Source organism: Cutibacterium sp. KBN10P07758 (assembly GCF_050286205.1).
In the GTDB taxonomy this organism is placed as follows: Bacteria; Actinomycetota; Actinomycetes; order Propionibacteriales; family Propionibacteriaceae; genus Cutibacterium; species Cutibacterium acnes.
Genome location: NZ_JBNNQV010000001.1, coordinates 1,426,644 through 1,450,085, shown reverse-complemented (window position 1 = coordinate 1,450,085; position 23,442 = coordinate 1,426,644). Strand labels below are relative to the sequence as shown.

The following is a 23,442-nucleotide window of genomic DNA, read 5'->3' as shown; positions in this document are numbered from 1 at the left end:
CATGCTGACTCGATTTATAAGGCTCGTACAGTTCGAGTTTCGGCGCTTTAAAGGACGCTCCAAACTCGGTTTAATCTTTATCCTTATCATTCCGCTACTCTATGGTGGTATTTATCTTCACGCTAACTGGGATCTGTACTCCAACACCAACAAGGTCAAGATCGCTGTTGTTAACCATGACAAGCCGGCTACATTCGGTGGACGTACAGTTAATGGCGGTCAAGAGTTTCAGAACTCCCTGAAGAAAAACCCGCGTTTCGATTGGCAGTTCTTGGGCACTGACGAAAATAAGGCCTATCAGGGGCTCCGTGACGCTGAGTACTTTATGATTATTGAGGTACCAGAGGATTTCTCGACAAATATCGTGTCAGCGGGGGACTTCAGGCCTGCGCGAGCGACCCTCCAACTTCACCGTGATGACGCGAACGGATTCATTATCGGTCTGTTGACCTCTCAGGTGCAGACTGCCTTGGAACAGGCCTTGGACCAGAGTGTCTCTGAAACGTATTTCAACGCGCTCTTCGTCAACCTGGGTGTCATCAAACAATCGCTATCGAAAGCGTCAGATGGATCTGCGCAGATCGATAATGGATTAAAGACTCTTGACGCTGGAGTCACCGAGATGAACAACAAGGTGTTGGGGGCAACGAAGGCTGTCGGTGATTCCACCACTACCGTCAACCAGGTGAATTCTGCGTTAGCGAATGCCGACTCAGCGGCAGCAAAGACGTCGAGCGCCGTTACTCAGACGCGCGTGGGTGCCCAGGCGATTACCGGCGCTGCTCAAAATGTCATGGCTGATTCCCAAGCTGTCAACTCAGCCATGGTTCCGCTTATTAATAACGTGACAAAGAATCTTCCTGCCTTGCAAAAACAGGCCAGGAATCTCGTGTCAGTGACCGGTACCCTGCAGAACCCCAACGGTGATTCTGTCATTAAGATTCAACACGACGTCACAGGTGTCGTTAATAAGGCGACTGCCCTTGCTGCGAAACACCCTGAACTCGCCGGCGATCCTGATTACATTGCCTTGGTAAAACAGATCAATGGCGCCGCGAGTTCTACCACAACCGTGTCGTCCAACATTGCAGCAGTGGCGAATGTGTCGGCTGGCCTTAACCTCAGCCTCAACCAACAGAATGCGGACACTCTAGCGAATAATGCCACTGCGGCGCTGGGGCGGCTCAACAAAGATGCGCAGCAAGTCAACAACGGGTTGGAAACGATTAACGGCGCCATGGACACCGCTGATTCAGTCGCTAAGGACCTTAATAAGGCCGTCAATGATGCCACTGACGCTGGTCGATCCTTTACTGCGAAAGCTCCTCAGATCGTATCCGGCGTCATGCAGCTGAGCAATGGACTGGGACAGCTCAAGACCGGTTCGGACAATCTGTCCAAGGGCGCGACTCAGCTCCATCGAGGTCTCGACTCTGGTGCCAAGCAAATCCCCGGCCTGTCGGACGATAAGCGTTCGAACCTGGCCAATATCATGAGCTCCCCAGTCGACATTGAGCAGACCATCCTTCACTCCGCGAAGTATTACGGTCGTGGGCTGGCGCCGATGTTCTTCTCGATCGCCATGTGGATTGCCTGCATCTCGACCTTCCTCGTCGTGCGTACCTTCTCCGGGCGCGCCATGACTGGTAGGGCGAACAGTCTGTCGATTGCCCTGGTTGGCTTCGGTCCACTAGCCGTCATCGCCTTGGCCGGTGCATACATCATGGCCTTTGGTGTATGGCTTATCTTAGGCTTAGATCCTGTTCATCCCTGGTATTTCATTGGATTTGTGACATTGGCATCTCTGTCGTGGATGATGCTGGCGTTCTGGATGAGGCTTATCTTTGGATCGCCCCAGACGGCAATCTTCCTTATCCTTCTGGTGCTCCAATTGCCCACCTGTGGCGGAACCTTCCCCGTGACGATGCTGCCGCCCGTCTACCAGAAACTGGCGGTTGTTATGCCGATGAAGTACTCCGTTGATGCTTTCCGTGTGCTCATCTCAGGTGGCCCGATGTCGACACTGGCACTTGGATTCGCTGTTGAGGGCGGTATCCTCGTCATCTCGATGATCATCACTTTGGTTCTTGTTCACCGCCACAAGCTGTTCCGCATGCGTGACTTGCACCCGCCGATGATCACTTCGACTTCTACAGCAGACTTCGCGTTCTCGGTCAGACCGCGATGAATGACGAATTGGCATCTCCATCGGTACGACGTGCGCTGGTCGCTGACGTTGTCTGCGTGATTCTCTTCGCGACGATGGGGAGGGCCAGCCACGGTGAGGTACTGTCACCGGGAGGTTTGCTTCGAACCGGCACCCCCTTTGTGCTGGGTCTCGTCGTCGGATGGGTCATCGTTGTAACGGCGCGTGTCGCGGCTCTGCGGTGGCTAGCTGGGGTGGTGCTGTGGGTATCCACCCTCATCGTCGGGATGGTGGTGCGCTACTTCACAGGTCAAGGCGTAGCGGTGATTTTTGTCACCGTCGCGGCAAGCTTCTTGGCTCTTACCCTCGTCGGTTGGCGAGCCATAGCAGCAGCCATCCGAGCAATGCGACGCAAAGAACACCCGTGACAAAAGAAGGAGGGCCGGCAGAATGACCCGCCGGCCCTCGTACAACGTGAGATAATAATTGTCAGTGACGGTCGTCACTTCTCCTCTTTGGGCAGCCGCCACTGGTCGTGCTCGGTGATATTGCGCGGACGCGGGCCGTGATAATCAGGGCCGTAGGCTCCCGGAGCGGGGCGACGTTTACGCATCGGTGCCGCCACCCCTGGCGCAAGACGACGTGAAATGACAAGGAATCCGGTATGGCCCGTCGTTCCGTGCGCCGGACGAATCGCCAGCCCTTCAGCATGCCAGTCACGCGTCGTCGTCTCGGTAGCCGATGGCTCAGTCCATCCGCCATGAGCGCGGAGAGTATCCATGACTCGCCCCATCTGAGTCGTTGTTGCGACATAACAGCACAGCACACCGCCAGGGACCAAAACCTTGCCCACCGTCTCGACGCACTCCCATGGGGCGAGCATGTCAAGGATAGCCCGGTCAATTGGTTCTGAGCTGATACCAGAGACCAGGTCAGACACTTTGAGATCCCACGTAGATGGAATCTCTCCGTAAAAGGATTCGACATTCTTGCGAGCGACATCAGCGAATTCCTGACGCCTTTCGTAGGAATGTAGGCACCCCTTCGTACCGATGGCACGCAACAGTGGGATCGACAGTCCCCCGGATCCAACGCCAGCTTCTAGTACTCGTGCCCCGGGGAAGATATCGGCCCACATGGTGATCTGGGCTGCTTCTTTGGGATAAATAATGGCGGCTTCGCGCGGCATCGATACTGTGAACTCACTCAGGATCGGGCGCATAGCCAAAAAGTCCAAACCACCGACAGAGGTGACGACCACTCCCTGAGGCCCTCCGATAAGGTCGTCATGACGTACCGCCCCCTTCGTGGTGTGGAAGATGCCGCCGGGTTGCAGAACGATCGAGTGCTTACGGCCCTTTGGGTCGGTGAGGGTGATTCTTTCGCCAGCGCGTAGGACTCCCCCACCGCCGTTAGCTACCGGGGCCGCTGGTTCGTCAGCGAGATGCCAGAGACTGACCACGTCAGCCAACGACAAACCTGACAGGTCGGGACGATGAACCCGCCGTGGACCTGGGCCGACCTTCGCCAGTCCGGTGACGGTCAGCACCGCAGCGCCGGCCGAGGTGGCCGAGGTTGCTCCCTTCGGGGAGTCCTCGATGGCCAGGCAATCAGTAATACTGACACCGAGGCGCTCAGCGGCAAGAAGATAAGGGTCCGGGGCAGGTTTAGCCGTCTCCGGGATGACATCATCGAAGGTTACGACAGTGTCGAAAGGGTTACCGATCCTCTCAGCCATGGCCTCCAATACCGGCTCGACAACAGCATGAGCAGACCCGGTGACGATCCCCATCGGGATACCGGCCTCGCGGATCTCGGTGAGGAGGTCCAAGACGCCGGGGCGCCAAGGCACATCACGTTCCCGATTGAACTGCGACACCATGGTGATGAGCTCACACCGGACGTCGTCGACGGTAACTGAACCGCCCAAGTCGGCAGCCATCGCCTCACAAACATCAGTCAGCGGTCCCCCGGTGAACTCATTGGCTTGTTCAGGTTCCCAGACGATCCCGTGTGAGGCGAGGATTGCCAATTCGGCCTCGACCCACCGGGACTCAGTGTCGACGAGAGTACCGTCGAAATCCCACAAGACAGCGGCGAAAAAACGGTCGGCGGTCGCGGTGTGCGTCTCACTTGGCATTGAAATAGTTTGCCTCCGGGTGATGGGTGACGAAGGCGTCGGTGCACTGTTCAGGATGAAGTTGGAACTCCTCTGACAGTTGTACACCGAATCCCCGTCGGATCGAATAGTTTCACCACCTTGGCGCGATCTTCGAGGTTCGGGCAGGCGGTGTAACCGAAACTGTACCGGCGCCACCATAGGGGTGGTGATCGATGGCGTCGACGCCAAGGGATTCACCGTCAACGTGACACCGGTTTCCGACCCCATGAGCATGGTCCCAGTAAGCGTCGTGGAGTCTGGACATGACGTCGGGACAGTGATGTTGAGGATTTCGTTGCAACCTTCGAGTCCTTGAAAATCGTCCACCGTCACGTCGCTGCTCTGCAGCATCGTGCCCATTGCCCTATCGATAACATGAACGTGCTGGGACACAGCGGTGCGAAGGGCCGTGAGTCGCAGACGAAGGCGGGGGCTAACCTTGGCACCATGCGATTTCGACACATGGACCGGCCATGGGTCGTAGTGGCCTTCGGCGGCTGGAATGACGCCGGAACGGCCGCTACCCAGGCGGCGAGTCTCATCGCTGAGTATTCCGACGCGAAAATATGGCGCACGATTGACGGCGAGGTGTTTCACGACTTTCGTCAAACCCGCCCCGCCATCACCGTCATGAACGACCTCGAAATCGTCAGTTGGCCGAGTACCGCCATCAGGGTCGGGAGATGGCAGGGCCAACCCATCGTGGTCGTCGATGGGCCTGAGCCGAGTTTGCGCTGGCGGACTTACTGCTTCCGGCTGCTACGGCGGCTGCGTAAACTCAATCCAGCTGGCCTTGTTGTTCTGGGCGCGATGGCCACCGACGTGGCCCACACACGACAGCTTCCAGTCATGGTGTCTGCCACCGATCCCAATCTCATCAGCGAGCTGGGGGCAGAGAAACTCGAATATGACGGGCCTACTGGTATCCCCTTTGTCTTCGTTACCGAGGCACGTCGTCACGGAATGAATGCCATCGGTCTATGGGTGGGAGTGCCACAGTATGCTTGTGAGTCGCTTTGTCCGCCCGCGGTGCAGGCCCTCTTGGTGCGGATCGAGGAACTCACTGGGATCGCGATCCCACAAGCTGGACTCGAAGAGGATAAACGGGATTGGGTTGCCGCAATCGATGAGGCCTTAGTCGATCACCCCGAGCTGGCCGAATACATCGCAGCGTTGGAGACCGAGCAGGATGCTGCGCTCTCGGAGGGACTGACAGGAGATGTCCTCGCGGTAGAGTTCCAGTCCTATCTACGCCATCGCGGTCATTAACACTGTGCGCGGACTGTCAGTGGGCACATACCTGCGCAGCCAAAGCCCGGTTGCGCAGTGAAGCGACGACGTGGTCGGGGTTGTCGGAACGGTACACGGCGGATCCTGCCACGAATGTGTCGGCTCCTGCTTCGGCAGCGCGTTCGATGGTGTCAGCTGAGACGCCGCCGTCAATTTGCAACCAGATATCCTTACGTGTCGCGTCAATGAGCTTGCGAGCCTTGCGGATCTTGGCAAGCACTGGGTCGAGGAATTTCTGGCCACCAAAACCAGGCTCGACTGTCATGAGGAGGATTTGGTCAAATTCAGTTAGGATGTCGGCGAGCTGTTCGACTGGGGTTGCCGGGCGCAGAGCTACCGACGCCCGTGCTCCCATCGACCGAAGCTCACGAGCGAGTTTGATTGGCGCGGTAGCAGCTTCCAGGTGGAAGGTGACCGATTGCGCTCCCGCCTCGACGTACTGCCGTGCCCACCGATCGGGATTTTCGATCATGAGGTGAACGTCAAACATGAGGTTAGTGGCTGGTCGCAACGATTCCACGAAGGGCGCCCCCATGACGAGATTCGGCACGAAATGGCCATCCATGACGTCGATGTGTAAACCGTCAGCTGAGGGGATGCGTCCTACCTCACTGGCGAGATTGGCGAGGTTGGCGTTGAGGATTGACGGTGTGATGCGAACTACCATGGTGCCAGCCTAAGGGATCGGGCAGACTCGGATGGATGCCGCTGACATGCTGAAAAGTTTGGAGGGGAGCCTCGGAATGTGTTGGCTAAGACTGAACTAGACCGCGGCAAACATTGCGCACGCGATCCTCAAGACCACCACAAGCAGTCTCGAGGATCGCGTCTGGGAATGAGATGTATCAGGCAACAGCTACGGGAGCGTCAGCGGCCGGCATACAGGAGGACGGTGAAGCCGGGGCGCTCTTTTTGTTGGGGGCCTTGAGAGCATCCTGGTAGGCGGCTTTCAGCTCTTTGATAGCTTGGTCGACATCGGCGACTCGCACCCACGCATTGCTACGGACCTGCCCAGCCCTGATAATGGCACGGTTGAGCAGACGGACAGCGTCCCTATCCTTGTAGTTGATGACACAGGTGTTGCGGTCGAAGCGGACCTGCACCATCAGGCGGCCCAGCTTGGCGCGTACGTACTTTGTAGCAACGTCAGTCGGCTTGAGGTCGGGCATGGCCTGAGCCGCAGCAATGGCCTTCTTCAGGGCCGCTACCTCGTCGGTCAGCTGGGCGGGGGTGGAATTAATGGTGATCAGCACATTGATAGCGTGAGCGATCGCAAGGAAGACGGTGGAGTGCGCGTTCTGCACCTTGTCCTGAAGGGTGAGGGTGGCGGTGTGCGTGGTATCACACATAGCTAGGAACAGCTCAACGCGAGCCGGAATCGATTTGGCGAAGGTAACGACACCCTTGACGATCTTCTCGAGTTGAGCCTTGAGCTGTTTGGCCTGTTTCAAAAGATCAGCGATGGTGTCGATGACTTCCATGGGAGACAGGGAAGCCTTAGCGACCTTCAGATCGTCGTTGAGCGACGTGATACGACCGTTGACACCCTCGAGCAACTTGTGTGCGTCTGCAGTGTTACTTGACACGGCGGGAATAGTCGGAACGGCAGCCTGAGCCGCGGGGGTGGAAAGAGTAGCTGGAACCATCAGGGCACCGGCAACCAACGGGGCCGCTATGAATTTGATCTTCATAGAGTTCTCCTCTTTTTCGACGAATTGTCCGCGACTTCGGACCCGTCTATCATCTCGTATGAGGCTCAACTTCGAGAATGCGAAAGCCTGTTGTTGCTCCGAAAGACGTCGTCGTATATACCAAGGAGCTCCACGAAACGATGTCCACTAAACTTTCGTACACCGTGCCGTGACTTAAATTGCCCCAGACGGTGGCTCTATGCACTCTACAAGGCTGCCAGCTACTGTCCTTAGCTCATGGCGTGGTTGCCTCGAGCTTCGGGCAACCACGCCAGACCGGTCTCACTTCGCGACGATACCCAGTGCGTTGAGAGCTGACTTCAGCGTGGATTGAGCTGTTTGGGCATCTTGCGCAGTTACTTGGATCATCTGATCATCATTGAGCCACACATATGCCTGATAAGAGGATGTCTTAGGACCGTTTCCGCTTGAGCTCACGGTTGTGTAAAGGGATGCCTTTTTAGAGATGTCTTGGTAGCCCTTGATTGGGGTTAGCTTCATGGTCATCGTCGTCTTATGACCCTGCAAGTCCATGGCCACATGACCGCACTTAGAAAATTGCTTGTCCTCGGTTTCGAACGACTTCTTCTGGCGACTCGACATGGTCGTATTGAAGGTGACAGTAGTTGGTGCCGACTGGTCGCTACCAATTGCGGAAATGATGTTATTGAGCTCCCCGCCAGTGACGCTGGAGATACTCTGTTTGAGGATCTTTCCGCATTCCGCAGGGGAAATTTTGGCCTGACTCATGACCTTGGTGACCTGGTTCATCTGGGCGGCGATCTGAGAATTGTCCACGATGGTGAACGTTTGGTTATTGATCTTCTTACTCGAGATGGCCTTGGTGAAGTCATCCTGGCTGAGATGCTTGGGTGCCTTAGTCTGCTCGTGCTCGACGGGTGTCGGGGACGCCGTGACCGACGTCGAGGAACGTGCGACAGTGGTGCTAGCGGGCGTACCGGTGGATGATGAATTATTCCCACATGCGACAAGACTGAAGGTCATTGCACCAGCCATGCCGAGCAGACAAGTCTTCATCAGCGTTGTGGTCATCCTGAGGTCTCCTAGTACAGATGTGCGGTATGAACTCGGATATTCGCAACGGGTAGCTTGAGCGCCCGCGCTCCCAGTCAGGGTAATTTTACCACGGATGGCGATCATGGACGCCAGATGAGGTGCGAACTCTCATTGCTCAATATGTACCTGACTCGTCGCGTTTGCGTAACAGTGCACAGAACATGGCATCGGTGCCGTGACGGTGTGGCCACAGCTGGATGGTGTTGGTGTTTCCAGACGCAGCAATATTAGGAATGTTAGGGAGCATGGCAGGAGCGTCGAGGACATCGACAGGTAGGGTCGCGCATGCAGAATTGATGATATCGATGGTTTCGGCTCGATGCGGTGAACACGTGACGTACCCAATGACCCCACCTGGTCGGGTGAGATTGACCGCTGAGATAAGAAGTCGACGCTGGAGCTGGGTTAACTCTTCGACGTCAGTTGGGGTACGACGCCACCGAGCTTCTGGGCGTCGGCGTAGCGACCCCAGACCGGAGCACGGAACGTCAGCAAGAACGGCGGCAAAAGACTGTTTCGGTAGTGGCGGGTGCGTGCCGTCGGCAGTCATAACGCGATGGTCGCCCGGGATGGTCCTGAGGGCTTTCGAAACGAGATCAGCACGATGCTCGTGCAGTTCCACTGCGGTCAAGCTGGTGTCGTGCTGGTTCGCGAGTCCAGCTAGCAGTGCGGATTTGCCGCCAGGGCCGGCACACAGGTCGAGCCACTGGCCAAAGCAGCTGTTTGCCTTGGCCGCGCGTACCAAGGCCAGGATGACGAGTTGGGAACCCTCGTCTTGTATGCCAGCTCGGCCTTCACGCACCGCAGCGACATCAGAGGGGTTTCCGGGACGCACAACTCCCCACGGGGAATATCGAGTCGGGGTCCCGGACCCAAGTTCGTCGCGCTGAGCGAGCCCGGGACGAACAACCAAGGTGGGGACCGGCGGCTCGTTATCGGCTAGCAAGGCGTCTTCCACCTCGTCTGCACCCAGACGGTCCTGAAAGGCTTTAACGATCCAGGTGGGATGAAGGGTACGCAACGCCATGACGTCAACGGCATCGCGTCCGCCGATCTCGGTAGCCCACTCCTCAAGGCTGTGGGTACTGATACGACGCGATATCGCGTTGACAAGGCCAGTGACGCGCTCCCCAATGACCTGACCAGCAAGATCAACCGATGACGCCACGGCTGCCCTCGTCGGCACCCTCATAGCCAGGATCTGATGTGCCGCCATGCGCAACACCACCCGGACTCCCGGCTGGAGTTTGGCGGGAGCCCGGCAGGAGGCGGCCTCAATAATGCGATCCCAAGTGCCCGTCCCACGGGAAGTTCCATCCACCAGTTCAGTGGCAAATGCCGCATCGCGCCCAGTCAACTTGGCAGCACGCAAGTGATCTGCCAGGGCTAGGTTGGCATAGGCGCCGTGGGTCTCCACCGCTAAGAGAGCGGAATAGGCCAGTCGTCGCGCTGGGTCAGCCTTACGACGTTTCTGATGCACACGCTGAGTCATCTCAGCCTAGTTCCAGCGTCGATGTCGGCCCCTCGGGCCCAGTCAGCCCCACTCATAGCTCTCTTACCGAAAGCTTGCACCTGCAGCAGCTCGAGGGGCTGCGAGCCAGTACCGAGAAACAGCTGCTTTCGGGTTGCGACGAGTTGACCAGGTTGGGCTGTCGCCACGGTGCTCGGGACGCCATCTCCGGCTTCAAGACAGCGGGTCCGCAGGATCTTGAAACGTTTGCCGTCTAATTCAGCCCACGCCCCAGGAGTTGGGGACACCCCTCGGACGAGGTTGTCGATCTCCTGGGCAGCAGCGGTGACGGTAACTCGGACGTCATCGGGATGGATTTGTGGAGCGATTGTCACTCCTTCAACAGATTGTGGCGTTGGCTCGACTCCCGCCTCAATGTCCTCCAAGGCCTCAATGACGAGAGGCGTTGCGGTATGAGCCAGCTCGTCAAGAAGCTCACCGGCTGTTGTCATCGGGCCTATAGGAACCGTCATGGTGCGGTATACCGGCCCGGCATCGAGGCTTTCAACTAGCTGAAAGACACAAGCGCCCGTCTCCTCATCCCCCGCCATGATGGCCCGTTGTATGGGAGCAGCGCCGCGCCATCGCGGTAGGAGAGAAAAGTGTAAGTTAATCCAGCCGTGTCGTGGTACTGCCAGCAGATCGGCGGGAATGAGACCTCCGTAGGCCACGACGACGGCTACGTCGGCATCGAGGGAAGTGATGGCATCGTGACCCTCGCCGGACTTCACGCTGGTCGCCTTAATGGCGGGGATACCGAGTTCCTCGGCAGCCTTGGCGACCGGGCATGGACGTGGAGTACGGTGCCGTCCTACTGCTGCATCCGGACGCGTCAGGACGGCAGCTACCTCGTGACGGGGATCGGCTACCAAGGCGGTAAGCGTTGGGACGGCCACGTCCGGGGTACCAGCAAAAAGAAGTCTCACACCGCAAGCCTACCGACCTCACAACAGGTTGGCCGGGTCGATGACCACGCGTAAGCTTCCTGGCTCGCGGCTCATAGTGTGCTTGGAACGTAGCCGAAATAGACCTTGGGAAAGCTCGGCGAGAGGCATCGTGCCACGAGGACGCACGATAATTCGATCCCGTTCCGATTCGCTGGCACGGCGTGGTTGTGGAGCTGGGCCAAGCATCTCAAGGTCGGTTCCGAACCACTCGCGTAGTCGCTGTGCCGCTGTAGCCACCGCTTTCGGGTCACCGTCGACAATTCCGCACGGCACCGCGGGCGGGAAATGTGCCTCCCGACGATCGGCGAGTTCACGTGTCGCCCACCCGACTGGATCATTTCGAACCATGGCCTGCAAGGCGGCGTCCTCCGAAGGCCCGACGATAACTGCCCGGCCCCCATCCCGCACTGATCGGACCAAGGCCAGGATTGCCATCCACCGATCGACGGTCTGCTCCACCGCCGCCAGGCCAGGCCTCGACAAGGAGGACACCGCATCCAGGATGACAGCACAGGCATAGCCCGATTCTGGTGTGGGTTCGGCCCCTGGGGTGGCAACGATTAATCGGGGAGTTGAATCGACCCTCTCCCGAACGTGATTGCCGGACGAATCAACCACGGGAACATCTGGAAATGCCCGGCCCAATTCTGCGGCCGTCGTCGTCGCTCCCACAATGCCTGACCTCACTTCAGTGGAGCCGCATTCGGGACAGCGCCACGGTGGTAAGTGACTGCCACACCAGGTGCAATGGAGGTTGACTCCAGATTCAGTACGCCGCCCGGTAACCGGTCCACCGCACGAAGAACATCGCACTGGAGTTCGGCAGCGTGCACACGATGGGGTGACGAGATCGCCAACTCGCGGAACGGAAACCAGAACGGGGCCATGCAACAATCCATCACGGATGGTCGTCATAGCAAGATCGGGAAGCCGAACTGATCGCGCCAACGGGTCACGTTCCATAGCGATATCGGAGTCACCGGGAATGCGAACCGGTGCACAGACTGCTCTCATCGTTGGACGGTCCGCGCCGATTCCGACGAGCCAACCTGACCCTAGCCACGAGGCGCTGCGCACCGAACAGGAATAGCTCGCCAATAACAACGCACAGTGGTCAATCTGGGCTCGCAGGGCAGCGACATCGCGGGTATTCGGGTATGGAGCTCGTGGTTCGTCATGGAGGTCGGATCCTTCATCCCAGACAGCGATCAATCCCAGGTCCGTCATTGGCGCCATGACGGCCGAGCGAGTTCCTACCACAACTTTCGCTGTGCCACGAATGACTGCCAGGTAGTGGCGCCAGCGCGTTGACGCTGGTTGATCAGCGTGGAGCACCGCGACGGTTCCAGCTCCTAAAACAGCTTGGAATCTCTCATGTAGGGTGATGACGTCGTCAACCGTTGGGCAACACACCACCGCACTGCGTCCTGACGTCAACGTGGCGCAGACTGCTTGCAGTAAACCGTTGCCCCAATCTCCGAGGTGATCATCATCCCCCGGACCACAAACTGGACTGACCCGCCAGTGGGCGCGAGGGCGTTCTCCGGCCTTAAGCAGTGCAAGGAAGCGGCGCCCCCGGTCTAAGGCCGTCAAGGTTCCAGACGGCATCGTCGTCATCGGCGTTGGCCACGGTGGAGGATTGGCTGCCTCTGTCGTGGCGTGCCGGGTAGGGATAGCCCATCTGAGCACCTCGTCCAGGGTGCCTGCCCAGTGGTCAGCCACATGACGGGCAAAGTTGAGCTGATCTGGTGTAGCAACTACCTGGTCGGACACCAGTTTTTCAACCGGGGCCAACGTGACCCCAGGCTGTTGCTCATGATCGACGGCCACCACGACGCCGTCACACAGCCGACCGGCGAGTTTGACCCGCACTCGTACCCCAACCTGGACTCGATCGACGAGGTCGTCAGGAATCAAATAGTCGAAAGGACGGTCAAGGTGGGCCAAACCGGAAGAGACGGCGACATGGGCGATCCATGACGTCGTCTCCAATAGCGGTGCGGTCATGGGGCACATGTTACGGCCCACCACCGACGGCGTCGCGGTGTGTTCTCTCAGAGACGGGCGGTTGCTGCCAAGGCCTCGGCGCGGTCCGTCAGCTCCCAGGTGACCCCGGGAAGCTCACGACCGAAGTGGCCACCAGCAACGAGCTGGGAATAGATCGGTCGCAGCAGGTCGAGGTCCGCGATGATCGCACCGGGTCGTAGATCAAAGACCTCACCGACAGCGCGCTCGATGACAGTCTCGGGCACGTGGTTGGTACCAAAGGTGTCAATACGGAATCCCACCGGGCGGGCAGCACCGATGGCGTAAGCCACTTGGCACTCGCAACGATCGGCTAGTCCAGCTGCGACGACGTTCTTGGCTACCCAGCGCATCGCATAGGCACCGGAACGGTCGACCTTGGACGGATCTTTGCCGGAGAAGGCACCTCCCCCATGACGTGCCATACCGCCATAAGTGTCGACGATGATCTTGCGGCCGGTCAGCCCGGCGTCACCCATAGGGCCGCCGATAACGAACTTGCCGGTCGGGTTAACGAGCACCCGCATGTCCTTATGATCGAGGTCGTAACGCTCCAACACCGGGTCAATTACAAGGCGACGGAGATCGGGGGTCATCGTCGCGTCCAGGTCGATTCCCGCACGATGCTGGCTCGACACGATGACGGTGTCCACCGCCACGGGTTTATCGTCCTCGTTGTAACGAATTGTCACCTGGGTCTTGCCGTCAGGGCACAGATAGTCCAGTGCACCTTCTTTGCGGACCTTTGTCAGCTGCAAGGACAGCGCATGGGCCATGTCAATAGGTAACGGCATGAGAGAAGGGGTCTCGGTGCACGCATATCCGAACATCAAGCCCTGGTCTCCAGCACCTTGGGAGTCAATAAGATCGGTGGAACCATGACGAGTTTCGTAGGCCGCGGTCACCCCTTGGGCAATGTCAGGGCTCTGAGCATCGATTGCGACCGAAACGCCACACGAAGCTCCGTCAAAACCCTTGGAAGACGAGTCGTAACCGATGTCAAGAATGCGGGAGCGGGCGATGTCGGCGATGTCGACATAGGCCTCGGTGGTGACCTCGCCACACACCATTACCTGCCCGGTCGTCACGACGGTTTCCACGGCAGCGTGAGAATGGGAGTCCTCGGTCAACATAGCATCAAGGACAGCGTCGGAAATGGCGTCGGCAATCTTGTCCGGGTGGCCTTCCGTTACTGATTCCGATGTGAACAGACGAGTAGGCATGACGTTTCCTGTCCGCGCGGCCACAAGCCGCGCATCGTGTTACTGAGTAGCCAGCAGCGCGCGGACCTCGTCAAGGATGGCGACAGCCGCCTGCGACTTCGATCCGGTGATACGACGACCCGGCCCCTGCTGGTGAACCATGGTTACGTCGGTGCCGACCTTGCCGAACACCTTTCCGCCGCTCACATCGTTCACGACCATAAGATCGCAACCCTTGCGTGCGAGCTTGGCCTGGGCCAGCTTCAAGAACTGGTCACGGTCTGGTGCCGTTTCGGCGGCAAATCCGACGACAACCCTGTTCTGTACCGATTGAGAACAGATGCGGGCCAGGACGTCGGGAGTCTGGTGAAGTTGGAGGGCCATCGTTGCACCTGTGGCGTCGTCGCCCTCGTGTTTTTTAATCTTGGTGTCAACAGCGACTGGCGCAAAGTCAGCTGCCGCAACGGCTTGGATGACAATATCGGCTTGCTTGGCTAGGTCGTCCATGGCCTCAGCAAGGTCTTCGGTGCTATCAATGCGGGTAATCTGCACGTCTGACGGTATAGCGACGTCAACGTGGGCAGCGACAACGTGGACATCGGCCCCGCGAGCAGCGGCGACTTGAGCGATAGCCCTGCCCATTCGACCTGACGACGAGTTACCGAGGTAACGCACAGGGTCGATGGCTTCCCGGGTTCCACCCAGGGAGATGACGACGCGTTTTCCAGCAAGGTCCTGCTGGGCCATCGCGGCGGCGCACTCAGGCACAGTGATGAGAAGATCAACGAATTCTGCAATCTCGTCGGGATCAGGTAGACGCCCCGGGCCTGAGTCACGACCAGTAAGGCGCCCAGTAGCTGGGGCCTTAACGACAAGGCCATGGCGACGTAGGGTCGCGACATTATCGACGGTTGCTGCGTTTTGCCACATTCCGGTGTGCATAGCAGGTGCGAGCAGCACCGGCGCTGACGTGGCGAGAACCGTCGTCGTCAGGAGGTCGTCGGCATGGCCTCCCGCAAGGCGCGCCAAGAGATCGGCAGTTGCTGGAGCCACCACGATGGCGTCGGCGCGCTCAGCCAAGCGGATATGCTCCACATCGGGAACGTCGTCAAAAACCTCGGTGTGGACCGGATGCCCACTCAGCGCCTCCCACGTCGGGCGTCCGACGAATTCAAGGGCAGCCCTAGTGGGGACAACGTGGACCTCGTGGCCGACCTCAGAGAGGAGCCGCGCGAGCAGGCATGCCTTGTAGGCGGCGATCCCTCCCCCGACACCAAGAACGACGACACTCACGCCGGTCTCAGATCAGGCGTTCGGATCAGCGAGGTCAGCGAAGGGGTCATCCAGCTCAATAGCCGGGGCCTCTTGGGCCGCAGCGGCCTGGGCGGCGATCTCCTCGGCATCCATCTCGTGGGCTTCGACGACGCCGGCCTGGATCTCACGCATGGCGATAGATAGTGGCTTCTCCTGGTTGGTGGTTTCCACCAGTGGGCCGACATTCTCCAGTAGGCCTTCCGCCAGCTGCGAGTAGTACGCATTGATCTGACGGGCGCGCTTCGCCGCGAAGAGGACGAGGCGGTACTTCGAGTCGACGTGCTCGAGGAGCTGGTCAATGGGCGGGTTGACGATGCCTTCAGGGGTGGTCTCAGTCAAGGAATGTCCTCCAGATATGGTCACAGACTTAGTAATTCTACCAGATGCGCAACTGCGTGATCTACGGTGTCGTTGACGACAACGGCGTCAAATTCATCCGCGTTGGCCAGCTCAACCTTTGCAGTCTCCAGACGCTGCTTCTGTTGCTCTGGTGTTTCCGTGCCGCGACCGATCAGACGGTGGACTAGCTCCTCCCATGAGGGTGGCGCGAGGAAGATCTGGGTCGCCTGAGGATAGGTTTCGCGAACTTGGCGAGCTCCCTGCAGATCGATTTCCAGCACGACCGTGCGATTGTCAGCAACTGCCCGTTCAACAGGACCGCGCGGTGTGCCGTACCGGTGGCTGTTATGGACGGTTGCCCACTCAAGGAGACCCTCGCCGTCAACGAGCTTGTCGAACTGCTCAGGGGTGATGAAGTCGTAATCGATCCCATCGCGTTCAGTGGGGCGCGGCGGACGGGTAGTCACCGACCTGGAAACGACGATCTCCGGATGGCTACGCAGCAGCGCCCCTACCACGGTCCCTTTACCAACTGCGGTAGGTCCGGAGACGACAGCCACGGTGACCGGGCCGGTGTGACGAAGCCCTCGGGCCTGAGGGATGACGGGGACGCTACTCATAGGAACACCTTAATGGTCCATAGCGACACAGTTGCGCCGAGGCGCGCGTCATCTTTAAGAGCGTTGGTCAAACTCAGCGCGTAGCCCGGCAATCTGATGGTGTCCTAGGCCCCGGATACGCCGGTTAGGGGCAATCTCAAGATGCTCCATGATTTCGGCTGCGCGCTTGTCCCCGACCCGTGGTAAAGCCTTGAGCAAGTCGACGACTTTGACGTGAGCGAGTACCTCGTCGTTGGCGGCCTTATCGAGAGCCTCAGACAGCGTTATATTCCCAGAGCGAACCTTGGCTTTGAAATCAGCACGGACTCTCCTTGCCCGTGTCGCTGCTTCACGAGCAGCCGAAAGCTGTTCAGGCGAAAGAGTGGGTATGGACACGAGCCCCTCCAATTCAAGTGTGCAGCGCCTCCGCGCGACAGCGGATGATCGTCTCCACCGGGGACCCGATGGAGACGATCGGCACATTAGTCCGCTTAGTCGTCGGTTGTGTCCTTTTTGTGGAGATCTGTAGCCAATTCATGATCTTTGGAAGTTGGGTGTTCTCCGCCGGTCAGCTCAAAATCATCAGCAGAATTTTCAGGATCGCTGGCATTTCCGCTAGTCGTGTCCACATTGCCCACCTCTGCAGGGAACGAGTCTGAACTGCTAGCCATGGATCCGACATCGTCAACTGTGATGGGCGGCTGCTCACTACCCCCGTCCGGCGCGGGGCAAGTTAAAGAGGCTGCGTCGTCGGACGGCTGATCCTCGACGCGGGCGGGCCCATGAGTGATGACCGCACCGAGAAGCCCATTGAGGAAAGGCGCCGAGTCGTCGGTCGAGAACTCTTCGCTCAACTCGATCGCCTCCGAAATCACCGCCGGATTCGGGGTATCCGTATGCAAGATCTCAAACGCACCGAGGCGGGCGAGAATACGGTCCACCCGCGGCATCCGGGCCAGTGTCCAGCCTTCAGAAAGGCAATCAGTCAGGACCGAGTCAAGGCCGACTTGGGTGGCTGCCACACCACGGACCAAATCAGCCGCGAACGGCCTCACTGGGTTGGTGAAGACACCTGGACGCGCTGCGAGGACTTCGAGCGGATCAGTACCTATGAGGTCTGCCTCGAACAGAATGTCGAGAGCCTGTTTACGGGCTTTGGACCGTGTCGAGAGGTCTGCGTGTTCTTGGATGTCCCCACTGACGCGCCTGACCTCGAGGTCGCCGATCCACTCGGTGGGGCCCTCGTCGTCAGGGGTGGGAACGGTATTCGTACTCACTTCTCGGAGATGCGGCCGAGGTAATCGCCGGAACGGGTGTCGACCTTGACCTTTTCACCCGTAGTGATGAACAGCGGCACCTGGATCTCACGACCAGTCTCGAGGGTCGCAGGCTTAGTGCCACCAGTGGAGCGGTCGCCCTGCAGGCCAGGTTCGGTGTAGGTGATCTCCAGCTCAACCGAGGCCGGCAGATCAATGTAGAGCGGGTTACCCTCGTGCAGAGCCACAGTTGCGGTCTGGTTCTCGAGCATGAAGTCCTTGGCATCGCCGACGACCTCGGTTGGAATCGGCAGCTGCTCGTAGGTTGACTCATCCATGAAGATGTAGGTGTCGCCATCCTGATAGAGGTACTGCATATCGCGACGATCGACCTCAGCCGATTCAATCTTGACGTCGGAGTTGAAGGTGCGATCAACGACTTTCCCGCTCAGCACGTGCTTGAGCTTGGTGCGCACGACAGTGTTGCCCTTACCCGGCTTATGGTGTTGGAACCAGATGACCGTCCACAGCTGGCCGTCAAGGTTGAGAACGGTGCCGTTCTTGATGTCATTGGTGGAGATAACCACAGGTCGGGCCCTTTCGGAGTCGTCGGATGGGGAGATGGACGGGTAGGGACAGCTAGTCGCTCTAGCCCACCCTCGATAAGTGTAGCGGAATCCCAGTGCGGCCCGTTGCTCAGGAAGGCGTTGCCTTAGGCACCGTACAGTCTCGCCTGGTGAGATATTAGTCACAAAATGGGGCCCTCGTGCTGGGCAGGTGGAGACCTGTTGAACATTGCAGAGTCACCGTCCGTTCACTGTGAGGCTGCCCCGCGCACCCCATGATCACGATAACGTGAGGCCATGTACGACCTCGGTTCCAGCCAGCTGCCGACTAGTTTCGACCCCGCTACGGACTCCGACCAGCACTCGCTGCGCGAGTTCATTGACCTGGTCGCTGATGCTGGATATGTCGTCGACTCCGATGAGCATGGTGACGACCCCGAACTCATCGCCCCTGACGGCTCTGCCGTGGAAACCTGGCACGAAGATTATCCGTACCCCAACCTCATGGATCGTCGTGAATACGAAACCCAAAAGAGACTGCTGCAGATTGAACTACTGAAACTCCAGTACTCGATCGACGATACCGGTGAGCGTCACGTCATCATCTTTGAAGGTCGCGACGCCGCAGGCAAAGGTGGGGCCATTAAGAGGTTTAGCGAACACCTCAATCCGCGTCGTTGCCGCGTCGTAGCCCTCGATAAGCCATCAGACCGCGAACTGGGCCAATGGAATTTCCAGCGTTACATTCAACACCTTCCTACGGCCGGCGAAATCGTGCTCTTTGACCGCTCGTGGTATAATCGTGGCGGCGTCGAACGGGTCATGGGGTTTTGCACCGATGAAGAGCATCGAATCTTCCTTCGGCAGGCTCCAATCCTCGAAGAGATGATGATCGAATCGGGCATTCATGTTACGAAGTTCTGGTTCTCGGTCACCCGGCAGGAGCAACGCACCCGGTTCGCAATTCGTCAGCTCGATCCAGTTCGTCGCTGGAAGCTCTCCCCGATGGACTTGGAGTCGCTGGGGCGCTGGGACGATTACACCCGTGCTAAAGAGGAGATGTTTGCCGCAACTGACACTGATGCCGCGCCGTGGATATGTATCAAGTCTAATGACAAAAAACGCGCGCGTCTTAATGCGATGAGGTACTTCTTGTCGCAATATGATTACGAAGGCAAAGATGTGGATGTCGTCGGACAGCCTGATCCGAGGTTAGTGCGTCGAGCTCGAGACATGGTTGGAGACTAAATGGTGCTGCCTCGACGAGGATGGGCGATAGTTGCCTTGATTACCGGGATTATGGCCAGCGGATGCGCAACCACGCCGCCACCTGACGACACCGGAGTACCCCTCCCTGCGGCCTCATCAAGCGCGTCGAAGGCCTCCTCCATGCCATCACGATCGACCGTTGAACCCACGCCTGCAAGGGCGACGTCCGCTACGCCCACGAAGATAGCCACCACCCAGCCATTGATCCATCGCAATACCAACGGATCACTAACTGTCACTGTCTCCGGGGACCTGCTCTGGCACCCTTCCACGTGGGGCACGGCGCGGGAGGATGGCCACGGAAAGAACGATTTCGCGCCGATCTTCGGAACCGTTGCTCCCATCCTTCGCAACGCCGACGTGTCGATCTGTCACGAGGAGGTACCTGTCGCTCCCAAAGGTTCTCAGTACTCCGGCTATCCAGAGTTCGCAGTGCCCGCTGAGATCGCCAAGGGGATCGCTGCTGTTGGATTCGACGCCTGCAGTACCGCCTCGAACCACTCCTTCGACCGTGGCTTGCCAGGTGTGAAGGCTACCCTTGACGCTCTGGACGCCGCACATGTTAAGCATTCCGGCACAGCCCGAACTAAAGAAGAGGCTGACACCCCCGTCATCGTGAGTCACGGCCTCAAGTTGGGTCTGGTCTCGGGAGCTTACGGCCTCAACGGATCGACTCCTCCCAAGGGCAAATCATGGGCGTGGAGTGACATTGAGGCAGACCACCTCATTAAGAGAGCAGAAGCGGCAAAGAAGGCTGGCGCAGATATCGTTATCGTCGCGGCTCACTCTGGCCTCGAATATCACCATGAGCCGACCGGGGAACAGATTCGGCTAGCGCAGCGCCTTACTGCATCTCCTGCCGTCGACATGGTTTACTGCCACCACAGCCATGTCGTTGAGCCATGGACGCGGATGAACGGCAAGATCGTCATGTATGGGCTGGGGAATCTCGTTGCCCAGCAGTCGTCTAACATGCCCGGTACCGACGAAGGAGTCGTCGGTCGGGTCACCTTCACGGTGCGATCTGGGAAGGTTTCGACGACGAAGGCTGAGTACATCCCGATCCTCATCGGTTCTAAGAACGACGGTCCGATCCGGATTCATGCCGTCGATACTGAACTTAAGTCGGGTATGGGGAATCAGGCGAGGCTCAAGAGTGCCCAACAAGATATTTCCCGAATCGTCACATCACTTGGGGTCGACGGCGTCACGGAGGCCTGAATGCCGACTGACCCGCAGCCACATGTTCATTTCCGAACGTTTTTACCGTGCGGAACACCGGTCGTAGCACTCGGCTAAAGCGGCCTCGTCAGGGTCGACGATCATGGCGACCTGACCGGGTTTGTGAATACCGACAAACCGCAACACTTGACGCCCGGTCTGCGGGTCTACCCTGGTTTTCTTGTCCACGTTCATCGTCTTGCGCAGATCTGCCCACTTAATCTCGTCACAGGTAACAGGCAATCCGATCTCAGACAGGATAGTGCGGGTGCGCGCAACGACCTCATCGGACAGTCCCAGGTACCGGTGCGACAGTTCGGCCGCAAACACCATGCCCACCGCGTCAGCCTCGCCATGACGCCACGTGAAATGCTTGTGGGCCTCAATAGCGTGGGCCAAGGTGTGACCATAGTTGAGCCTCTCGCGTCCGACCTCTTCTCTCGAAGACGTCCGCTCGTGCAGATCAGCGCTCACCACACCAGCCTTGACGGTAATCGCACGCGTCAGCACCTCAACGAAGGTCTGGGAAGTGACGTCGAGGGCCAACCGCGGATGGTTGGAGATGACGTCGAGAATCACCGGGTCTTTAATAAACCCGCATTTGACGATCTCAGCCAGGCCAGAACGCACCTCTCGCGCTGGCAGGGTCGTCAGCAGTTCCGTGTCACACAAGACGCCGATGGGCTCATGGAAGGCTCCAACAAGGTTTTTCCCGGCAGGAATGTTGACACCAGTTTTGCCGCCAATCGCAGCGTCGGCCATAGCCAGCACAGTCGTCGGAACGTGGATGACGTCAATCCCTCGCATCCATGTTGCGGCTAGAAACCCTGCAACATCGGTGGTAGCTCCTCCGCCAAACCCGACAATGATATCTCCACGGGTCATGTTGGCCTCGGCTAGCCGGCGCCAGCCATTAACGAGAACTTCAGGCGTTTTGGCGGCCTCAGCGTCGGGAACCTCGATGACCACAAGATCGTCAATACCAAAGCGAGGTACCAGATGCACCAGAGTCTGTGGGCAGACCACAGCTGCACGGCGTCCTGCCACCAAACCAGCCAACTCGTGGACCGCTCCTGAACCGATCCTCACCCGGTAAGGCTTGGTCGTGGCGACCTCAACAAGGTTCACGGCTACTCCTTTAAGTCGGCCAGTTCAGACACGATGACGTCGACGACTTGCTCCGGTGTCAGCGTGTCGGTGGCCACCCGGATCGTTGCGGGGCGCTGGTAAACCGCCCGCCTCTCCTTCATGAGGCGCACTAACTGCGAATGCACCTGGCCTCCCAGCAAGGGGCGACCAGTGTCTTTGAGCCCGACGCGATCGGCAGCAGTACGAGCCGAGACGTCCAGCCAGACAACGCACATTCGGTCCAGCGCGTTCCCGACCTCGACGTCGGCCGGAGCCCCCCCGCCGAGAGACACCACCCCGCCGCGCTCGATGGCGGCAAGCGTCTCTCGTCTCTCGACCTTGCGAAAATACGACTCTCCGTCAATGAGAAAAATCTCCGGAATATCACGACCCTCGGCCTGCTCAATCACGGCATCGACGTCGACGAACTCTTCTCCAAGGCGCTGGGCCAGCAACGGCCCGACGGTCGACTTGCCTGATCCAGGAGCACCGATGAGAGCTATCATGGGGCCACCGCCAGACCGCGCGCGGCAAGACGATCCAGGTAGGCCTGCGCATTGCGACGGGTCTCAGTTACTGAATCCCCGCCAAATTTCTCCAACGCGCACTCAGCCAACACCAATGCGGCCATGGCCTCAGCAACCACACCGGCGGCAGGAACCGCACACACGTCGGAACGCTGGTGGTGGGCATTGGCAGCTTCACCGGTGGTCACGTCTACGGTCGGCAATGCTCGCGGTACGGTGGCAATCGGTTTCATCGCCGCACGCACCCGTAGTATCTGACCAGTCGACATGCCACCCTCAGTGCCACCGGCACGATCACTCACTCGATGGATACCGCCCTCAGTCGGCTCCATCCAGTCGTGAGCCTGCGACCCTCGGCGACGGGTCAGGTCGAAACCGTCGCCAAACTCGACCCCCTTAATAGCTTGAATGCCCATCAAGGCTCCGGCAAGACGGGCGTCGAGCCGTCGGTCCCCCTGACTATGCGATCCCAACCCGGCCGGTAGACCGTAGGCCAGTACTTCCACGACACCTCCCAGGGTGTCGCCTTCCTTGCGGCAGGCCTCGATTTCCGCAACCATGCGCTTGCTCGTGACTGAATCGGCGCACCGCACTGGATCCGCATCGATACGGGTCAGATCGCTTGGATCCGGACGTGGACCATTTGGAGCTGAGACAGGGCCCAAGGACACCACGTGGGAAAGCACCTCGATGCCGAGAGACTGCTTAAGGAAAGCCTTCGCAATCGCTCCCAATGCGACGCGGGCGGCTGTCTCGCGGGCAGAGGCGCGCTCTAGGATTGGCCGGGCCTCATCAAAGTCGTATTTCTGCATGCCAGCAAGGTCAGCATGGCCTGGGCGGGGTCGCGTGAGCGCAGCTGCACGGGCATGCCCGGCCAGATCCTCGGGAGCTACCGGACCAGGAGCCATGACGGTGCGCCACTTCTCCCATTCCGAATTGCCGATCCGGATCGCAAGGGGATCGCCTAACGTCTCCCCGTGTCGGAATCCGGCAAGCAACTCCAACTCGTCAGCTTCGAAAGACATGCGGGCTCCTCGTCCCGCCCCGAGACGGCGACGTCGCAACTCCTCGGAAATCTCTACAGCCCCGACCTGGACGTGAGCCGGAATGCCCTCCATCGTCGCGACGAGAGCAGGGCCATGAGACTCCCCGGCAGTGAGATAACGCAGCATAA

General features: G+C 58.9%; 23 protein-coding genes. 5 read left to right on the top strand and 18 right to left on the bottom strand.

What is annotated here, in order from left to right:
- Nucleotide 1: 1 nt before the first annotated feature.
- Nucleotides 2-2,188: a YhgE/Pip domain-containing protein gene (locus tag ACOYO3_RS07090; RefSeq protein ID WP_002517765.1), complete on the top strand. Its 2,187-nt coding sequence runs from the start codon at nt 2-4 to the stop codon at nt 2,186-2,188.
- A complete protein-coding gene (locus ACOYO3_RS07085) occupies nt 2,185-2,574 on the top strand; it encodes a DUF3054 domain-containing protein (protein WP_002516797.1) in 390 nt (129 codons plus the stop codon). The genes ACOYO3_RS07090 and ACOYO3_RS07085 overlap by 4 nt, the downstream gene beginning before the upstream one ends.
- 74 nt (nt 2,575-2,648) lie before the next feature.
- On the opposite strand, the gene ACOYO3_RS07080 is transcribed toward ACOYO3_RS07085, so the two are convergent.
- Complete coding sequence (locus ACOYO3_RS07080; protein WP_002524942.1) at nt 2,649-4,667, bottom strand: HAD-IA family hydrolase; 2,019 nt, start codon at nt 4,665-4,667, stop codon at nt 2,649-2,651.
- Between the two features lie 15 nt (nt 4,668-4,682).
- Between ACOYO3_RS07080 and ACOYO3_RS07075 the strand changes: the two genes are divergently transcribed.
- Nucleotides 4,683-5,576: a proteasome assembly chaperone family protein gene (locus tag ACOYO3_RS07075; RefSeq protein ID WP_002518933.1), complete on the top strand. Its 894-nt coding sequence runs from the start codon at nt 4,683-4,685 to the stop codon at nt 5,574-5,576.
- A 16-nt stretch (nt 5,577-5,592) separates the two neighbouring features.
- On the opposite strand, the gene rpe is transcribed toward ACOYO3_RS07075, so the two are convergent.
- The 13 genes from rpe to efp all read right to left on the bottom strand — a co-directional run bounded on the left by rpe (nt 5,593) and on the right by efp (nt 18,144).
- Nucleotides 5,593-6,264, bottom strand: a complete 672-nt coding sequence (gene rpe / locus ACOYO3_RS07070) for a ribulose-phosphate 3-epimerase (protein ID WP_002516775.1) — start codon at nt 6,262-6,264, stop codon at nt 5,593-5,595.
- A gap of 178 nt (nt 6,265-6,442) precedes the next feature.
- Nucleotides 6,443-7,288, bottom strand: a complete 846-nt coding sequence (locus ACOYO3_RS07065) for a CAMP factor family pore-forming toxin (protein ID WP_002520539.1) — start codon at nt 7,286-7,288, stop codon at nt 6,443-6,445.
- Nucleotides 7,289-7,570: 282 nt separating this feature from the next.
- Nucleotides 7,571-8,341: a hypothetical protein gene (locus ACOYO3_RS07060; protein WP_002516761.1), complete on the bottom strand. Its 771-nt coding sequence runs from the start codon at nt 8,339-8,341 to the stop codon at nt 7,571-7,573.
- A gap of 139 nt (nt 8,342-8,480) precedes the next feature.
- Nucleotides 8,481-9,857 (bottom strand): RsmB/NOP family class I SAM-dependent RNA methyltransferase, encoded by a 1,377-nt coding sequence (locus ACOYO3_RS07055; RefSeq protein WP_002516859.1) that lies wholly within the window; start codon nt 9,855-9,857, stop codon nt 8,481-8,483.
- Nucleotides 9,854-10,801, bottom strand: coding sequence for a methionyl-tRNA formyltransferase (gene fmt, locus ACOYO3_RS07050; RefSeq protein ID WP_002517988.1), 948 nt, complete (start codon nt 10,799-10,801; stop codon nt 9,854-9,856). Before fmt ends, ACOYO3_RS07055 begins: the two co-directional genes overlap by 4 nt.
- 18 nt (nt 10,802-10,819) lie before the next feature.
- Nucleotides 10,820-12,838: a primosomal protein N' gene (locus ACOYO3_RS07045; RefSeq protein ID WP_002524943.1), complete on the bottom strand. Its 2,019-nt coding sequence runs from the start codon at nt 12,836-12,838 to the stop codon at nt 10,820-10,822.
- Nucleotides 12,839-12,876: 38 nt separating this feature from the next.
- Nucleotides 12,877-14,070 carry a methionine adenosyltransferase gene (metK, locus tag ACOYO3_RS07040; RefSeq protein WP_002517758.1) on the bottom strand — a complete coding sequence of 398 codons (1,194 nt, stop codon included), beginning with the start codon at nt 14,068-14,070 and terminating at the stop codon, nt 12,877-12,879.
- A gap of 39 nt (nt 14,071-14,109) precedes the next feature.
- Nucleotides 14,110-15,342: a bifunctional phosphopantothenoylcysteine decarboxylase/phosphopantothenate--cysteine ligase CoaBC gene (gene coaBC / locus ACOYO3_RS07035; protein ID WP_002517880.1), complete on the bottom strand. Its 1,233-nt coding sequence runs from the start codon at nt 15,340-15,342 to the stop codon at nt 14,110-14,112.
- A 12-nt stretch (nt 15,343-15,354) separates the two neighbouring features.
- Nucleotides 15,355-15,702: a DNA-directed RNA polymerase subunit omega gene (gene rpoZ, locus ACOYO3_RS07030; RefSeq protein WP_002516821.1), complete on the bottom strand. Its 348-nt coding sequence runs from the start codon at nt 15,700-15,702 to the stop codon at nt 15,355-15,357.
- 20 nt (nt 15,703-15,722) lie between these two features.
- Entirely contained in the window at nt 15,723-16,322 is a 600-nt protein-coding gene (gene gmk, locus ACOYO3_RS07025) for a guanylate kinase (RefSeq protein ID WP_002516820.1), read from the bottom strand.
- 54 nt (nt 16,323-16,376) lie between these two features.
- The gene (gene mihF / locus ACOYO3_RS07020; RefSeq protein ID WP_002524945.1) at nt 16,377-16,709 is read right to left on the bottom strand and encodes an integration host factor, actinobacterial type; all 333 of its coding nucleotides are present in this window, start codon (nt 16,707-16,709) and stop codon (nt 16,377-16,379) included.
- 83 nt (nt 16,710-16,792) lie between these two features.
- Complete coding sequence (nusB, locus tag ACOYO3_RS07015) at nt 16,793-17,578, bottom strand: transcription antitermination factor NusB (RefSeq protein ID WP_002516819.1); 786 nt, start codon at nt 17,576-17,578, stop codon at nt 16,793-16,795.
- Nucleotides 17,575-18,144, bottom strand: a complete 570-nt coding sequence (gene efp / locus ACOYO3_RS07010) for an elongation factor P (protein WP_002516794.1) — start codon at nt 18,142-18,144, stop codon at nt 17,575-17,577. Before efp ends, nusB begins: the two co-directional genes overlap by 4 nt.
- A gap of 276 nt (nt 18,145-18,420) precedes the next feature.
- On the opposite strand from efp, the gene ppk2 reads away from it, so the two are divergent.
- Nucleotides 18,421-19,371 carry a polyphosphate kinase 2 gene (ppk2, locus tag ACOYO3_RS07005; RefSeq protein ID WP_002513526.1) on the top strand — a complete coding sequence of 317 codons (951 nt, stop codon included), beginning with the start codon at nt 18,421-18,423 and terminating at the stop codon, nt 19,369-19,371.
- On the opposite strand, the gene ACOYO3_RS07000 is transcribed toward ppk2, so the two are convergent.
- Nucleotides 19,368-19,586: a hypothetical protein gene (locus ACOYO3_RS07000; RefSeq protein ID WP_002516823.1), complete on the bottom strand. Its 219-nt coding sequence runs from the start codon at nt 19,584-19,586 to the stop codon at nt 19,368-19,370. The two genes, ppk2 and ACOYO3_RS07000, sit on opposite strands and share 4 nt — an antisense overlap.
- 7 nt (nt 19,587-19,593) lie before the next feature.
- Between ACOYO3_RS07000 and ACOYO3_RS06995 the strand changes: the two genes are divergently transcribed.
- Nucleotides 19,594-20,613: a CapA family protein gene (locus tag ACOYO3_RS06995; protein ID WP_002516806.1), complete on the top strand. Its 1,020-nt coding sequence runs from the start codon at nt 19,594-19,596 to the stop codon at nt 20,611-20,613.
- Between the two features lie 42 nt (nt 20,614-20,655).
- Here the strand turns inward: ACOYO3_RS06995 and ACOYO3_RS06990 are convergent, their stop codons facing one another.
- Genes ACOYO3_RS06990 through aroC form a run of 3 tightly spaced genes read right to left on the bottom strand, consistent with a single transcriptional unit; the run spans nt 20,656 to nt 23,440 of the window.
- Nucleotides 20,656-21,741: a 3-dehydroquinate synthase family protein gene (locus ACOYO3_RS06990; protein WP_002516868.1), complete on the bottom strand. Its 1,086-nt coding sequence runs from the start codon at nt 21,739-21,741 to the stop codon at nt 20,656-20,658.
- 2 nt (nt 21,742-21,743) lie between these two features.
- Entirely contained in the window at nt 21,744-22,247 is a 504-nt protein-coding gene (locus tag ACOYO3_RS06985) for a shikimate kinase (RefSeq protein ID WP_002516811.1), read from the bottom strand.
- A complete protein-coding gene (gene aroC / locus ACOYO3_RS06980) occupies nt 22,244-23,440 on the bottom strand; it encodes a chorismate synthase (RefSeq protein WP_002517990.1) in 1,197 nt (398 codons plus the stop codon). Before aroC ends, ACOYO3_RS06985 begins: the two co-directional genes overlap by 4 nt.
- Nucleotides 23,441-23,442 lie beyond the last annotated feature (2 nt).